Genomic DNA, 15,351 nt, shown 5'->3' with positions numbered 1-15,351 from the left:
TGGTTGGCTGCGAGAGAAAGTCTTGTTTGCTTGGCTTTGTTGCGGGGTCCGGTAAGCCGTGTCAGTAAGCCCCGCCGATGCTGTGTCGCGCGACGAAGTGATCCGGCCCGACCGCTACCAGCGGCGCCACCACCGGCTCGTCGTGTAGCGCGCGAATCGGGCTGGGAATCTCGTCGGCGGCGAGCATGCGTTTGGCGTGCCGGCGCGCGGGATCGGCAACCGGCACCGCGCCCATCAGCTTCTTCGTGTACGGATGCTGCGGCGCTTCGAACACCGCGCGGCGCGGCCCGATCTCGACGATCTGGCCGAGGTACATCACGGCGACGCGATGGCTGACGCGCTCGACCACCGCCATGTCGTGCGAAATGAACAGATACGCAACGCCGAGTTCGCGTTGCAGATCGAGCATCAGGTTGACGATCTGCGCCTGCACGGAGACGTCGAGCGCGGACACTGATTCGTCGGCGATCACCACCTTGGGATTCAGGGCAAGCGCACGCGCGATTGCGATGCGTTGACGTTGACCGCCCGAGAATTCGTGCGGATAGCGGCGTGCGGCTTCGGGCGGCAGACCGACTTTGTCCAGCAGCCACGCCACGCGCGCCTGCGCTTGGGCACCTTGCGCGACGCCGTGCACGAGCAACGGCTCCATGATCGAGAAGCCCACCGTCAAACGCGGATTCAGCGACGCGAACGGGTCCTGGAAAATGAACTGGATATCGCGGCGCAGCGCCTGCAAGGCAGGGCCGGTCAGCGAACTGATTTCCTTGCCGTCGAATTCGATCGAGCCGCTTTGACTTTCGACGAGGCGCAGCAACGAACGACCCGTGGTGGATTTGCCGCAACCCGACTCGCCGACCAGCGCGAGCGTTTCACCGGGCCGCAAATCGAAGCTGACTTTTTCGACCGCATGGACGCGCCCCGTCACGCGGCCGAACACGCCGCTCTTCACCGGAAAACGCGTGACCAGATCGCGCACGCGCAGAATCGGCGGCGTGCTGTCCTGCACCGGCGGCTGCGCTTCTTGCGCGACGGCGGCAGCGGGAAGCACGGCATCGTCGGTGCCGCTCAAACTCGCCTGCTCGACCGTGAGAATCGGAAACCTGGCCGGCCGGTCCGTGCCCTGCATCGCACCCAATCGCGGCACGGCAGCCAGCAGTGCCTTCGTATAAGGATGCGCCGGCGCGGCGAAAATTGCGTCGGAGGTTCCCTCTTCCACCTTCTCGCCGCGATACATCACCAGCACGCGGTCGGCCACTTCGGCGACCACGCCCATGTCGTGCGTGATGAAGATCACGCCCATGTTCATCTCGTCCTGCAAGCCGCGAATCAGTTGCAGGATCTGCGCCTGGATCGTCACGTCGAGCGCGGTGGTCGGCTCGTCGGCGATCAGCAAGGCGGGTTTGCACGAAAGCGCCATCGCGATCATCACGCGTTGACGCATGCCGCCCGACAGTTGATGCGGATAACGCGCCGCCACGCGCCGCGCCTCGGGAATGCGCACGAGTTCGAGCAGGCGCAGCGTTTCGGCATGCGCGGCGGAACGGCTCTTGCCCTGATGCAAGGCGATCGCTTCGCTGATCTGATCGCCGACCGTGAACACGGGATTGAGCGACGTCATCGGCTCCTGGAAGATCATCGCGATATCGGCGCCGCGAATCGAGCGCATCGTGCCGGACGACGCTTTCGCAAGATCGAGCACCTTGCCGTCGCGACGCCGGAACGCGATGCTGCCGCCGGCCAGGCGCCCACCGCCGTGCTCGATCAGCCGCATCAACGCAAGCGAAGTCACCGATTTACCGGAACCCGATTCACCGACGATCGCCAGCGTCTCGCCGCGCTCGACCGTGAACGACAGATTGCGCACTGCGTTGACGGTTCGCTCTCCACTGCGAAACGCGACCGACAGATCATCGACCGCGAGCACACATTGCGGCGGCAAGGTTTCATTGAGCGGACGGGCAGTGTGCGATGAAGTCGGCACGGTGGTTCCTTTGATTTCGAACGTGGCGCTACCAGGATTCAAACCGGATCCGGTCGAACGCACTCGTGACTAACGATAGATCGCCGTCACCGGCGTTTCCCCAACCCGTGCAAAACCACGGTACATGCCCTCGGTATTGAAGGGCAGCGTGACGTTGCCGCGTGCGTCGACGGCGATCAGACCGCCGCGTCCGTCGATCTTCGGCAGACGCTTCATCACGACGTCCTCGGCCGCTTCCTGCAGCGAGACGTTGCGATAGGCCATTTGCGCCGCGACGTCGTAGGCCGCGACCATGCGCATGAACATTTCGCCGGAGCCGGTGGTCGAGACCGCGCAGGTAGCGTCGTCCGCATAGCAGCCCGCGCCGATCAGCGGCGTATCGCCGACGCGGCCGACCTGCTTGTTGGTGACGCCGCCCGTGGAGGTCGCCGCCGCCACGTGGCCGTGCTGATCGAGCGCGACCGCGCCGACGGTGCCGAACTTGCGGTTCGGATCGATGGGCTCGTGCGGTGTGGGGTCGTCGTCACGGTTCGAAGACGACGCGGCAGCGAGCGTCGCGCCGTCGTGATCGAGCACGGCGCGTTGCTGATCGCGCGCGAGCAGCCATTGGCGATGTCGCGCCTCGGTATGGAAATACTCGGGCTCGACGAATTCGAGCCCTTGTGCGGCGGCGAATGCTTCCGCGCCTTCGCCGGTGAAGAGCACATGTTCGCTGCGCTCCAGCACGCGACGCGCCGCCAGAATCGGATTGCGCACGCGCTTCACGCAGCAGATCGCGCCGGCTTCGAGGGTGCTGCCGTCCATGATCGCCGCGTCGAGTTCGTGCGTACCGGCTGCGGTGTAGACCGCCCCGTGACCCGCGTTGAAGAGCGGACATTCTTCGAGCAGCCGCACGGCTTCGCTGACGGCGTCGAGCGCGCTGCCGCCGTCGGCGAGGATGCGTTGGCCGGCGCTCAGCACGGCATGCAAGGCGGCGTGGTAGTCGGCTTCGGCGCTGGCCGACATCGACGCGCGCAGGATCGTCCCTGCCCCGCCGTGAATGGCAATGACTGCGTTGGAATTCATCGTTTGGCTTTTGGTTTGGCTTGAGTCGCGCGCGCCGTTCGGCTGGCGCGCACCGGCTTTTCGTTGGTGGGGTCGCTTCCGCTCTGGCCCGCGACGAGCCAGGGCAAGACGAATTCGCTGACTTCGGCGGCGGCCTTCACCGAGCGTTTCGTGCGATACGCGATCGCGTCGCACAGCGCCTCGATCACGGCCAGCACGGCGGAATCGGCATTGGCCGCGAGCCGCCGGTCGGCGCGGATATAGAGCGAGAGATCGGCAAATTGCGCGAGCGGCGAGCGCGGGCTGTCGGTCAGGGCGAGCACGCGAGCGCCCCGGCTCGCCGCGCGGCGAGCGAGTTCGATGGTGTCTTCGACATAACGCGGAAACGCGATGCCGATCACGAGGTCGCCCCCGTTGCAGGCAAACAGACGCCGCGCGGCATGGGACGGGCCGCCCATCAACGCGAGCGACTGGACGTTGTCGTGATACGGCATCAGGCCGTGTTCCATCAGGCCCGCGAGAAAAGCGCTCGCGCCGTAGCCGAGCACGAACACGCGGCGCGCGGCGATGATCGCTTCGACGGCGGCTTCGGCAGCGGCGTTGTCGATCGCCGTGCGGGTGGCGTGGAGATTGTTGGCGGCCTGTTCGAGCGAGGCGTCGACGACGTCGTCGCCGGCCGCGAGCGATTCCTGCGCGCTGCGCAAGCGCTCGACCGGCGCGAGCGTCGCTTCGAAGCCGCGCACGAGCGCCTCGCGGAACTGCGGATAGCCGTCGAAACCCAAGGCGCGGGCAAAGCGGTTCGCCGTCGCCACCGACGCACCGACCACGCTCGCGAGTTCGTCGATCCGCATGGTCGCCGCGCGAAACAGATTGGCCAGCACATAGTCGCCCATGCGCCGGTGAATCGGCGTGAGGGTCGGCATTGCCGCCGCGATACGCGTGGCGATTGCCTGCTCGGCAGCACTGGAAGCAACAGGCGGTTGATGGATCATGCGAGCGTGTCGCTGACGCGACCGTAATCTAAATGAATGAAAGTATATTTACATAGAAATCTCGCCGAAAAAAATTCATTTTCATTTCCGAGGGTTTTTCCGGGTCGGTGCGCAGCAGGCAGCGCGATTCACGCACGCGGCGCCCGCTGCGCAATGAAAATTCATTTTCAACCAGCCGCCGCGCTCTCCTCGGGGCTGTCCGTCAGGCGCGCGGCCGGCGCCGCGAAGATCATCAACGCCTGCTTGAGAAAAGCGGCAGCCGCGGCAACGAGACACGCGCCATGCCCCACAGCGTTCGCTGATCTCCGCGCCGGGCAGCGTGCCAACCGGCCGCGCGCCGTAGCTTGCGGTGTTATTCTTCGCTCGCCATGAATCTCGAAAGCATCCTCTTCACTCAAGGTTTCGGCTCGCGCCGTCAATGCCGCGCCCTGATCAGGGACGCGCGCGTGAGCCTCGGCGGCACGCTGTGCACCGATCCCGACGCCGACTTCCCCACTCGCGACAACACGTTGCGCTTCAGCGTGGACGGCATCGACTGGCCGTATCGCGAGCATGCCTATCTGCTGCTGAACAAGCCGGCCGGCTACGAATGTTCGCGCGACCCGCAGCATCATCTGAGCGTGTTCAGCCTGTTGCCGCCGCAATTCGCCGAGCGCGGCGTGCAGTGCGTGGGCCGCCTCGACCAGGACACCACGGGCTTACTGCTGCTCTCCGACGACGGCAAGTTCGTGCACCTGTTCACCTCGCCGAAACGCAAGGTGCCGAAGGTGTACGTGGCGACCACACGCCACGCGCTGGATGATGCGCAACTGAACGCGCTGCGCGACGGCGTGCTGCTGCACGGCGAGCCCAAACCGATCGCCGCAGTCGACGCTCAGGCGCGCGACGACCACACGCTCGCGCTCACGGTCATGGAAGGCAAATACCACCAGGTCAAGCGGATGATCGCGGCGGCCGGCAACCGCTGCGAGGGATTGCATCGCGAACGGATCGGCGGCCTGAGCCTGCCCGCGGCGCTGGCCCCCGGCGCGTGGCAATGGCTCGACGAAAGCGACCTCGGATCTTTACGGAGCGGGTAAACCGGTAGTGCCCCTTTAAAGCCTTGATGCAGCAGCAAAAGCTTGTGCGCCACCGCACACGGCGGCCTGGCGTGGCCATCGGCGCGCTGCGTCGCAGCATGATCTTCCTTACACCCCGCCCTATACTCGTTTAAACAAAGACTACAAAGGGTTCAAGGAGGGGCGCCATGGTCATCCACGACACGATTCATATTTCGAACGTGATGATTGTTTTTCTATGCCTCGGACTCGTCCTGATCGGCGGATTGCTGGTCACGATGCGGTTGCGACACGACTATCATCCGAACCTGATCGGCGCACTGATCGGCGCGATGCTGTGCTTTCTGCTGCTAGAAGCATTGCCGGCGTTGACGTAGGCAGTCGGGTCGCGCGACGCCGAGGCCTAAGCCCGGCACGACGCGCGTGGGATGTCGCCGGGCAGCGCCTGGCGCGGGCGATGTTTTGCTGCGGTTTTGGGCCAGGCCCTTAAGTCTTCACGCCGTCGCGCAGAAAGTCCGCCACGCTCGGGTAGCGCAGACGCACGCGCAACTCCTCTTTCAGGCGCCGGTTTACGAGCCGCCGGGACTCCCGCATGAACGACAGCAAGGTCGGCTCGATCTGCTGTTCGGCCTGCTCGCGCGTGATGCGCGGCGGACGCGGCAGCCCGAAGGCATCCGCCACCTCATCGAAGTACTCGCCCATCTTCAGCGACGAATCGTCGGACGCGTGGATCACGCGCGCCGGTCGACCACGGGCGACCAGACGGACGAGAATCGCCGCGAGATCATCGGCGTGGATATGGTTGGTGTAGACGTCGTCGGCATCGGTCAGGGCCGGCGTGCCTTTTTCGAGCCGTGCGAGTGGCAGGCGATTGCCGGCGTAAATGCCCGGAATGCGTGCGATGCTGGCCGCGACCACGCCACGCGCATTCGCGCGCCGTAACTGGCGCTCGGCCGACACCCGGCGCTTCGCGCGCGCATTGGCCGGCTGCGTGACGCGCGTCTCGTCGATCCACGCGCCGCCGCAGTCGCCGTAGACGCCTGTCGTGCTGGCATAGACGAGCCGAACCGGCGTGCGCGTACCCGCGGTCCGGGGTACCCCGTCGGGTACAATATCGGCTGTCTCAGATTCCGCCCACGAGGCACGAACGCGGCGCAGCCGCCCCATCGGCGCCACAGCGCCACGTGCGGCGCGCAGCCGCGCAGCGCGCGGTGCGCCGAGCGTGGCGAGCAAGGCACGGGTGCGCCGGTCGTCGTCGCCGGTTTTTTGCGGTGGCGCGAGGTGCAGCACGGTCGGCGCGAGGCCCGCGAGCCGTTTCAGGCTGCGGCGCGCATCGAGATCGCCGACCAGCGGCGTAGCGCCCGCAGCGCGCAATTCGGCGCAGCGGTCCGCCTGACTGGTCAGCGCGAAGACATGTGCACGTTGTCGCAGCAAGGGCACGCAGCGCATGCCGACATCGCCGCAACCAACGATTAACACCCGCGGCCGGCGTAGATTTCGTGTCGCTTTCATGGTGGACGCATTGTAGCCGTCAAGCACGGCAGGTACCGCGCAGTGGCTGCCGCGGATCCGATAACGATTACCGATTTTTCGATTTCGAACACTCTATGGCTTTTAACGTCACGCTCCGGCAAAGCGGCCGGCAGTTTCAGGTAGAACAGGACGAACCGGTGCTGAGCGCCGCCTTGCGCCAAGGCATCGGCCTGCCGTATGGCTGCAAGAACGGCGCTTGCGGTTCATGCAAGGGCACGGTGATCAGCGGCGAGATCGAGCAGCGCGCGCATTCGTCGTCGGCTTTGTCGAACGACGAAAAGACGCGCGGCATGGCGCTGCTTTGCTGCGCGACCGCGTGCACCGATCTCGAAGTCGATGTCCGCGAAGTGGCCGGCGTCGGCGACGTGCAGGTCAAGAAGCTGCCGTGCCGCGTGAACGCGATCGAGCGCAAGGCCGACGACGTCGTCGTGCTCAAGCTGCAACTGCCCGCCAACGAACGCCTGCAATATCTGGCCGGCCAGTACCTCGAATTCATTCTGAAGGACGGCAAGCGTCGCAGCTATTCGATGGCGAGCGCACCGCACGCGGAAGGCCCGATCGAGCTGCATATTCGCCATATGCCCGGCGGCGCATTCACCGACCACGTGTTCGGCGCGATGAACGAGCGCGACATCCTGCGCTTCGAAGCGCCGCTCGGCACGTTCTTCCTGCGTGAAGACTCGGACAAGCCGATCGTGCTGCTGGCCTCGGGCACGGGCTTCGCGCCGCTCAAGGCGATCGTCGAGCACGCAGTGTTCAAGAACCTGAATCGGCCGATGACGCTTTACTGGGGCGCGCGTCGTAAGAAAGACCTGTATTTGCTCGAACTGGCCGAGCAGTGGGCGCGTGAGATTCCGAACTTCAAGTTCGTGCCGGTGCTGTCGGAACCGGACGCGAACGATGCGTGGACGGGCCGCGTCGGCTTCGTGCATCGCGCGGTGATCGAGGACCTGCCGGATCTGTCGGCGTATCAGGTGTATGCGTGCGGCGCGCCGGTGATGGTCGAATCGGCGCAGCGCGATTTCACGCAGCATCACGGTCTGCCGGAAGACGAGTTTTATGCGGACTCGTTTACGAGCGCAGCGGATCTGGTGAACGCGGTTTAAAAGCGCAGTTCAATATCGAGTTGCAAAGGCGCGAACGACGCAATCGAGTAACGATCGCGCCGTTCATGAAACTGAAACAGGCACGCTGTCAAACTCATCCTGACGTCGTGCAGCACACATTTGTGCAAATTCATGGTTTACACCAGCGCTTTCCTTGTCGTATTCTTTCGCGCATGAACCGCATCCAATCCGAACTCCGACGCCGCCGCTCGCCGCTCCCTTAGGGACGCCGCTGGCTTCGTCACGGATTCGCGCCACACCAAGGTGCAAGCAGTTCGAATCATGAAAGCCACGGCATGCCGTGGCTTTTTTGTTTTTCCGGCCGTTGTTTCTTGTCTGGCCACTTCTCGCCCACCCTCACCCGTTGTCTGGAGCCTGCCGTCATGAATTTCACTGAGTACCCGATCGAGTCGCTGATGTACATCACGAACCGGCCCGAAATCGTTTTCACGCACGGCAAGGGCTCGTGGCTCTACGACAATAACGGCAAGCGCTATCTGGACTTCATCCAGGGGTGGGCGGTCAACAGCCTCGGTCATTGCAACGACGGCATGATCGAAGCGCTGAACACGCAATCCAGGCTGCTGATCAACCCGTCGCCGGCCTTCTACAACCAGCCCATGGCGCAACTCGCGGGTCTGCTCACGCAGCACAGCTGCTTCGACAAGGTGTTCTTCGCCAACAGCGGCGCGGAAGCCAACGAAGGCGCGATCAAGCTCGCGCGCAAGTGGGGCAAGAAGCACAAGGACGGCGCGTTCGAAATCATCACGTTCGACCACAGCTTCCACGGCCGGACGATCGCCACCATGTCGGCCAGCGGCAAGCCGGGCTGGGACACGATCTACGCGCCGCAAGTGCCGGGCTTTCCGAAGGCGGATCTGAACGACATCGCATCAGTGGAAAAGCTGATCAACGCGAAGACCGTCGCCGTGATGCTCGAACCGATTCAGGGCGAAGGCGGCGTGATTCCGGCCACGCGCGAATTCATGCAGCAACTGCGCGATCTGACGAAAAAGCACAACCTGCTGCTGATCGTCGATGAAGTGCAAAGCGGCTGCGGCCGTGCCGGCACGCTGTTCGCGTACGAGCTGTCGGGCGTCGAGCCGGACATCATGACGCTCGGCAAGGGCATCGGCGGCGGCGTGCCGCTCGCGGCCCTGCTCGCAAAAGCGGACGTGGCCGTATTCGAAGCCGGAGACCAGGGCGGCACCTACAACGGCAATCCGTTGATGACCGCAGTCGGCTACTCGGTGATCTCGCAACTGACCGCGCCGGGCTTCCTCGAAGGCGTGCGCGCACGCGGCGACTATCTGCGCGCAAAGCTGCTGGAGTTGTCGGAAGAGCGCGGTTTCGAGGGCGAGCGCGGTGAAGGCCTGCTGCGGGCGCTGCTGCTCGGCAAGGACATCGGCAACCAGATCGTCGAGAAAGCACGTGACATGCAGCCCGACGGCCTGCTGCTGAACGCGGCGCGTCCGAACCTGTTGCGCTTCATGCCGGCGCTGAACGTGACGAACGAAGAAATCGACCAGATGATGGCGATGCTGCGTTCGATTCTCGACACGCTCTAATCCGACGCCAACCCAGACAGGAACCCGATTATGACGACGAGCACCACGCTATCGATCCGCCGCTTCGACGCGCGCGACACCGATGCCGTGGTCGCGCTGTGGCAAGACGCCTTCCCCGAGTACCGGGATCTCACGAGGCCGCAGCGTAACCCGCATCTGTCGATCGCCAACAAGCTGACGACGCAGCCCGAACTGTTCTTTGTCGCAACGCTCGACGGGCGCATCGTCGGCACGGTGATGGGCGGCTACGACGGGCACCGGGGCTGGCTGTACTCGCTCGCGGTGGATACGGCGGTGCGTCGTCATGGGATCGGCACGCGGCTCGTCGCGCATGTCGAACAGGCGTTGACCGAACGCGGCTGCCCGAAGCTGAACCTGCAGGTGTTGTCCGCCAAGACCGATATCCGCGCGTTTTACGAAGCGCTCGGTTATCGCGCCGATGCGGTGGTCAGTTTGGGCAAGCGTCTGGGAGAACTGGCGGACCCGGTGGCGGCTGCCTGAGCCGTCGCGCGTTTGAATAGAAAAAGGCCGCATTGGCATGCGGCCTTTTTTTGTCGTTCGGCTAACCAGGTTTATTCACCCAGATAAGCCGCCCGCACCTTCGGATCATCCAGCATCGTCTTCGCATCGCCGGACATCGTGACCAGACCCGAGTCCATCACGTAGCCGCGATTCGCTGCTTGCAACGCCAGGCGCGCGTTCTGCTCGACCAGCAGCACGGTCATGCCTTCAGCCGAAATTGCGCGCACCACTTCGAAGATCTTCTCGACCATGATCGGCGACAGACCCATCGACGGTTCGTCCAGCAGCAACAGCTTGGGACGCGAGATGATCGCGCGCGCCATCGCCAGCATCTGCTGTTCGCCGCCCGAGAGCGTGCCCGCATATTGCGTGGCACGTTCCTTCAGACGCGGGAAGAAGCCGAACATGCGATCGACGTCCGACTTGATGCCGTCGGTATCCGTACGCAGATACGCACCCATCTGCATGTTTTCGATGATCGACATGCGCGCGAAGATACCGCGGCCTTCCGGCACCATCGCCAGACCTTTCTTCAGCAACAGATGGGGCGGCACGCCCTTGATCGACTCGCCCATGTACTCGATGTCGCCGATCGTGTAGGGCTTGAGGCCCGTGATCGCCTTCATCGTCGTGGTCTTGCCCGCGCCGTTCGCACCGATCAGCGTGACCAGTTCGCCCTGCGCGACTTCGAGGTCGATGCCCTTGACTGCCTGGATGCCGCCGTAATTGACCTGAAGGCCCTTGATTTTCAACATTGCTTGCGTTGTGGACATCAGTGGACTCCCGCACCCAGATAAGCTTCGATCACCTTCGGATCCTTCTGCACGTCTTGCGGCAGACCTTGCGCAATCACCTTGCCGTAGTCGAGCACCGTCATCTGGTTGCACAGACCCATCACGAGTTTCACGTCGTGCTCGATCAGCAGAATCGTCTTGCCGTCGCTGCGGATCTTGTCGAGCAGTTTAGTCAGCTCGACCTTTTCCGTCGCGTTCATGCCGGCGGCCGGTTCGTCGAGCGCGAGCAGCTTCGGATCGGTGGCCAGCGCACGGGCAATTTCCAGACGACGCTGGTGGCCGTACGAGAGATTGCGCGACGTGTAGTCCGCGTACTGCGCAATGCCGACGTACTCCAGCAGTTCGATCGCACGCTCCTTGATTTCGCGCTCTTCCTTGCGCTCGGACGGCGTCTGGAACACCGCGCCGATCAGGCCGTGTTTGGTCCGCACGTGACGGCCGACCATCACGTTTTCCAGCGCGGTCATGCCGCCGAACAGACGAATGTTCTGGAACGTACGTGCGATACCGGCCTTCGCCACCTGATACACCGCAGTCGGCGTGTAGTTCTCGCCGTCGAGCTTGAAGTCGCCCGAATCCGGCGTGTACAGGCCCGTGATCACATTGAAGAAGGTGGTCTTGCCGGCGCCGTTCGGGCCGATCAAACCGTAAATCTGGCCGGACTTGATCTCAAGCCCGACGTCGGACAAAGCTTGCAAGCCGCCAAAGCGCTTGTTGACGCCTTTCACCGACAGTCGAATGTTGTCGCTCATTTTTGTGTCCTCGGTGATTTACGCGCGCACCGGCTTCTTGCCGTTACGCTTCGACAGTTTCGCAATCTTGTCTTCGTGCTTGGGCGAGGGCCACAAGCCTTCCGAGCGGTACAGCATGATCAGCACCATCGCGAGTGCGTAGACCAGCTGACGGATCACTTCCGTGTCGACGATTTCGTGACCGAAGAGCATGTTCTGCAGCGGACCCATCGTGGAGCGCAGGAATTCCGGCAGCACGGCGAGCAGCACGGCGCCGAGAATCACGCCCGGGATGTGGCCCATACCGCCCAGCACCACGCAGGCCAGCACGACGATCGATTCCGGCAGCGTGAACGATTCCGGCGAGACGAAGCCCTGGAACGAACCGAACATCGCGCCCGACAGGCCGCCGAACGACGCGCCCATCGCGAACGCCAGCAGCTTCACGTTACGGGTGTTGATACCCATCGCCTTGGCGGCGATTTCATCTTCGCGGATCGCGGCCCATGCACGGCCGATGCGCGAGTGCTGCAAGCGCGTACACACCCAGATCACCACCAGCGCGCCGACCACGAACAGGTAGTAGTACGAGTAGACCGTCGGAAACTGGAAGCCGAACAGCGTGTGCGTCTGCGCGAGGCTGAAGTCGCCGAAATGCACCGGGTCGATCGCCGTGATCCCCTTCGGGCCGTTGGTGATGTTCACCGGACGGTCGAGGTTGTTCAGGAAGATCCGCACGATTTCCCCGAAGCCCAACGTCACGATGGCGAGGTAGTCGCCACGCAGACGCAGCGTCGGTGCGCCGAGGATCACGCCGAAGAACGCGGCGACCGCCATCGCGCACGGCACGATGATGAGGAACGGCACGTGCAGCCCGTTCGGCGCAAGATGCGCGATCCACTCGAATTGCGACGACAGATGCGGCGAACTCAGCAACGCGGACGTATAGGCGCCGACCGCGTAGAACGCGATGTAGCCCAAATCCAGCAGGCCGGCGAAGCCGACCACCACGTTGAGGCCGAGCGCGAGCATCACGTACAGCATCGCGAAGTCGAGCACGCGGACCCAGTAGTTGCCACCGGCCGTGCCGATGATCATCGGTGCCGCGATCACGAAGAGCGCGGTGATGATGCCGATGGTCAGCGTTTTGGTGCGGTTCTTTTCAGGGATGAGCGTCGTGGACGGCTCGATCGGTTGAATTGAGGTCATGTTTATTTTCTCCCTGGATCAGGCGCGATCTGCAACGCGTTCGCCGAGCAGGCCCGACGGACGGAACACCAGCACAATGATCAGCACGATGAAGGCAAACACGTCCTGATAATTACTGCCGAACACACCACCCGTGAGGTTGCCGATGTAGCCGGCACCCAGCTGTTCGATCAGGCCGAGCAGCACGCCGCCCACCATCGCGCCGCCGAGATTGCCGATACCGCCGAGCACCGCTGCGGTAAAGGCCTTCAGGCCGGGGATGAAGCCCATATAGAAGTGTGCGTTGCCGTATTCCGAGGCGATCATCACGCCGGCCAGAGCGGCGAGCGCCGAGCCGATCATGAAGGTGGCCGAGATCACGAAGTTCGGGTTCACGCCCATCAGCGACGCGTTGCCCGGATTCTCGGCGATCGCCCGCATCGCGCGGCCGAGCTTGGTCTTGTGCACGAGCAGCAGCAGGCCGCCCATCACGAGGAACGCCACCACGATGATCACGATTTCAGTCATCGAGATCACGGCGCCAGGCGTCGTGTCCGTGGCCTTGATCACGTTCAGCGGATCGGTCGGCAACAACTGCGGGAACGGCAGCGGGTTACGCGACCAGATCATCATGGCCAGCGTCTGCAGCAGGATCGACACGCCGATCGCGGTGATCAGCGGGGCGAGACGCGGCGCTTTACGCAACGGCCGGTAAGCCACGCGTTCGATCGTGTAGCCGACTGCCGCGCAGACGATCGCCGCGATGATCAGCGCAATGATGAGCGTCGGCACGTTGCCGAGACCGGGGAAGTGGTTCTGCAGCACGCCGATGGCTGAGAGCGCAACCATCGCGCCCACCATCAACACATCGCCGTGAGCGAAGTTGATGATGCCCAGAATGCCGTAAACCATCGTATAGCCCAGTGCGATGATGGCGTAAACGCTGCCAAGCACCAGCCCGTTGAGGACCTGCTGGATGAAGATATCCATTTAATGCTCCTTAGCCCGTGCGACTGGATTCTCGTTCTTCATCAGCCGGTGGGCGGTGATGCGGTACGGAATCTCAACGGCACTGCGGGTACTGATGTAAAAGACCGGTAAGGGTTATCCGCCGCCGGTTTGCCCTGACGACCGGGTCGCGGTCGCAAGCTCGCCTTGAGCGGATGCAAAAACGGCACCGTTGGGTGGTGTCGGTGCCGTCAGGCTGAACGTTCCGTCATCACATCTTCACGACGTCGAGGACCGCTTTCTTGCCGTCCTTGAAGTCGTAAAGCGTAATGGCGCTCTCTTTCAAATCACCCTTGTCGTCGAACGCGATGTGACCGATTACCCCGTTGTAATCGGTAGACGGCATCGCAGCCAGCACCTTGGGCGCCTCGATCGAATTAGCGCGCTTCATTGCATCGACAATCACGTACACAGCGTCGTACGTGAACGGCGCGTAAATCTGCACCGGCGTGTGGAAGCGGTCTACGTACTTCTTCTCGAAGTCCGCTCCCTTGTCCATTTTCGAAAGCGCGAGTCCCGCCTCCGAACAGACCAGGTTTTGCACGGCGGTTCCCGCCAGCTCACCCACCTTGTCGGTACACACACCGTCGCCGCCAAGGATTTTTGCCCTGATACCGAGCGCCGCCGCCTGCTTCGTAAACGGCCCGCCCGTCGCGTCCATGCCGCCGAACATGATCACGTCCGGCTGAACACTCTTGATCTTCGTGAGGATGGCCCGAAAATCCGTGGCCCGGTCGTTCGTCGCTTCCCGCGCGACGACTTTTGCTCCGTTCGCCTCCACGGTCTTCGCGAATTCGTCCGCGAGCCCCTTACCGTAGGCGGTTGCATCGTCCACTATCGCGATGCGTTTGGCGCCCAACGCCTTCGTGGCGTAATTGGCGAGCGCCGGCCCTTGTTGCGCGTCGGTGGCGACGACCCGGTAGGTCGTCTTGAAACCCTGCTGCGTGTACGCCGGATTGGTCGACGACGGCGAGATCTGCACGATGTTCGCATCGCTATAAATCTTCGAAGCCGGAATCGACACCCCCGAATTCAGGTGACCCACTACCGCGACCACGTGATCGTCGACCAGCTTTTGCGCGACGGCCGTGCCCGTTTTCGGGTCCGCTGCATCGTCTTGCGCGTCGAGCTCCAACTGGATCTTGTGGCCGTCGATCGTCAAACCCTGCGCGTTGATTTCTTCGACCGCCAGACGCGCGCCGTTTTCGTTGTCCTTGCCCAGATGGGCGATGCTGCCCGTCAACGGGGCCGCATGACCGATCTTCACGACAGTCGCCGCTTCACTCGCCGGTGCCGCTGCCGCCGTGGCCGCCGATGCACCTGCTCCCGCCTCGCCATCCTGTTTCTTGCCGCACGCGGTCAGCATCGCAACCGCGGCCGCGATGGACACGGCGTAAGCAAACTTGACTCGCATTAAATAGGTCTCCCGCGCCTTGCAAAATCTATTGTCCGGGACCCTGAGGCCTTGAGAACGCGCGCATTGTAACTCCAATTTTGCGACGGGCAATATTGTTGAACCGGCAGGGTTTTCCTGCATTGCAACCTTATTTTGAGACTCAAAATCGGCAATGGGCGCAACCGGGTTGCGCTTTTTTTCCGTGCATCAGTTGCACCAGCGCTGGACCCAATGGCATCAACTGTTGCAGGGAATTGGCTCAAGCCCCGATTACACCGTGCTTCGCCTTAAGTATTACGTTCTGAATAACAACGATGCTTACGCACTATCTTAGTGCGTCAAAAATCGCCGCAAGCTGAATACTCTTTTTAAAACGGGGCTCGATCACCTGCCGGACGATAAAAAGACCGATCACATTTAGAAGAAA

Annotated in this window: 15 protein-coding genes; 5 read left to right on the top strand and 10 right to left on the bottom strand. The window is 63.0% G+C overall.

Features of this window, described 5'->3' with window-relative positions:
* Positions 1 to 61 precede the first annotated feature (61 nt).
* The 3 genes from FQ705_RS30775 to FQ705_RS30765 form a co-directional block, all read right to left on the bottom strand.
* Positions 62 to 1,984, bottom strand: a complete 1,923-nt coding sequence (locus FQ705_RS30775; protein ID WP_144148265.1) for a dipeptide ABC transporter ATP-binding protein — start codon at positions 1,982 to 1,984, stop codon at positions 62 to 64.
* A gap of 69 nt (positions 1,985 to 2,053) precedes the next feature.
* Positions 2,054 to 3,049, bottom strand: a complete 996-nt coding sequence (locus tag FQ705_RS30770; protein ID WP_144148263.1) for an isoaspartyl peptidase/L-asparaginase family protein — start codon at positions 3,047 to 3,049, stop codon at positions 2,054 to 2,056.
* A complete protein-coding gene (locus FQ705_RS30765) occupies positions 3,046 to 4,020 on the bottom strand; it encodes a MurR/RpiR family transcriptional regulator (RefSeq protein ID WP_144148261.1) in 975 nt (324 codons plus the stop codon). Before FQ705_RS30765 ends, FQ705_RS30770 begins: the two co-directional genes overlap by 4 nt.
* Before the next feature lie 368 nt (positions 4,021 to 4,388).
* Between FQ705_RS30765 and FQ705_RS30760 the strand changes: the two genes are divergently transcribed.
* Both FQ705_RS30760 and FQ705_RS30755 read left to right on the top strand, forming a co-directional pair.
* Positions 4,389 to 5,099: a pseudouridine synthase gene (locus tag FQ705_RS30760; RefSeq protein WP_144148259.1), complete on the top strand. Its 711-nt coding sequence runs from the start codon at positions 4,389 to 4,391 to the stop codon at positions 5,097 to 5,099.
* A gap of 167 nt (positions 5,100 to 5,266) precedes the next feature.
* The gene (locus FQ705_RS30755) at positions 5,267 to 5,455 is read left to right on the top strand and encodes a hypothetical protein (RefSeq protein ID WP_144148257.1); all 189 of its coding nucleotides are present in this window, start codon (positions 5,267 to 5,269) and stop codon (positions 5,453 to 5,455) included.
* A 109-nt stretch (positions 5,456 to 5,564) separates the two neighbouring features.
* On the opposite strand, the gene FQ705_RS30750 is transcribed toward FQ705_RS30755, so the two are convergent.
* On the bottom strand, positions 5,565 to 6,590 hold the full coding sequence (locus FQ705_RS30750) for an NAD-binding protein (RefSeq protein ID WP_144148255.1): 1,026 nt from the start codon (positions 6,588 to 6,590) through the stop codon (positions 5,565 to 5,567).
* A 95-nt stretch (positions 6,591 to 6,685) separates the two neighbouring features.
* On the opposite strand from FQ705_RS30750, the gene FQ705_RS30745 reads away from it, so the two are divergent.
* Positions 6,686 to 7,717 (top strand): CDP-6-deoxy-delta-3,4-glucoseen reductase, encoded by a 1,032-nt coding sequence (locus tag FQ705_RS30745; protein ID WP_144148253.1) that lies wholly within the window; start codon positions 6,686 to 6,688, stop codon positions 7,715 to 7,717.
* Here the strand turns inward: FQ705_RS30745 and FQ705_RS34240 are convergent.
* Positions 7,714 to 7,851, bottom strand: coding sequence for a hypothetical protein (locus tag FQ705_RS34240; protein WP_186308079.1), 138 nt, complete (start codon positions 7,849 to 7,851; stop codon positions 7,714 to 7,716). The two genes, FQ705_RS30745 and FQ705_RS34240, sit on opposite strands and share 4 nt — an antisense overlap.
* A 249-nt stretch (positions 7,852 to 8,100) precedes the next feature.
* On the opposite strand from FQ705_RS34240, the gene FQ705_RS30740 reads away from it, so the two are divergent.
* The gene (locus FQ705_RS30740; RefSeq protein WP_144148251.1) at positions 8,101 to 9,285 is read left to right on the top strand and encodes an acetylornithine transaminase; all 1,185 of its coding nucleotides are present in this window, start codon (positions 8,101 to 8,103) and stop codon (positions 9,283 to 9,285) included.
* Between the two features lie 30 nt (positions 9,286 to 9,315).
* Positions 9,316 to 9,786, top strand: a complete 471-nt coding sequence (locus tag FQ705_RS30735; protein ID WP_144148249.1) for a GNAT family acetyltransferase — start codon at positions 9,316 to 9,318, stop codon at positions 9,784 to 9,786.
* A gap of 71 nt (positions 9,787 to 9,857) precedes the next feature.
* Here FQ705_RS30735 and FQ705_RS30730 read toward each other — a convergent pair whose 3' ends face one another.
* The 5 genes from FQ705_RS30730 to FQ705_RS30710 all read right to left on the bottom strand — a co-directional run bounded on the left by FQ705_RS30730 (position 9,858) and on the right by FQ705_RS30710 (position 14,942).
* Positions 9,858 to 10,562, bottom strand: coding sequence for an ABC transporter ATP-binding protein (locus FQ705_RS30730; RefSeq protein ID WP_144148336.1), 705 nt, complete (start codon positions 10,560 to 10,562; stop codon positions 9,858 to 9,860).
* Positions 10,563 to 10,579: 17 nt separating this feature from the next.
* Positions 10,580 to 11,353, bottom strand: coding sequence for an ABC transporter ATP-binding protein (locus FQ705_RS30725; RefSeq protein ID WP_144148247.1), 774 nt, complete (start codon positions 11,351 to 11,353; stop codon positions 10,580 to 10,582).
* A gap of 18 nt (positions 11,354 to 11,371) precedes the next feature.
* A complete protein-coding gene (locus tag FQ705_RS30720) occupies positions 11,372 to 12,541 on the bottom strand; it encodes a branched-chain amino acid ABC transporter permease (protein ID WP_144148245.1) in 1,170 nt (389 codons plus the stop codon).
* A gap of 18 nt (positions 12,542 to 12,559) precedes the next feature.
* A complete protein-coding gene (locus FQ705_RS30715) occupies positions 12,560 to 13,510 on the bottom strand; it encodes a branched-chain amino acid ABC transporter permease (protein ID WP_144148243.1) in 951 nt (316 codons plus the stop codon).
* Between the two features lie 229 nt (positions 13,511 to 13,739).
* Positions 13,740 to 14,942 carry a branched-chain amino acid ABC transporter substrate-binding protein gene (locus FQ705_RS30710; protein ID WP_144148241.1) on the bottom strand — a complete coding sequence of 401 codons (1,203 nt, stop codon included), beginning with the start codon at positions 14,940 to 14,942 and terminating at the stop codon, positions 13,740 to 13,742.
* Positions 14,943 to 15,351: the final 409 nt, after the last annotated feature.

Origin of the sequence: Paraburkholderia sp. BCC1884, from assembly GCF_900996225.1 — a bacterium.
Classification (GTDB): Bacteria; Pseudomonadota; Gammaproteobacteria; order Burkholderiales; family Burkholderiaceae; genus Paraburkholderia.
This window is presented reverse-complemented; position numbering and strand designations above follow the sequence as displayed.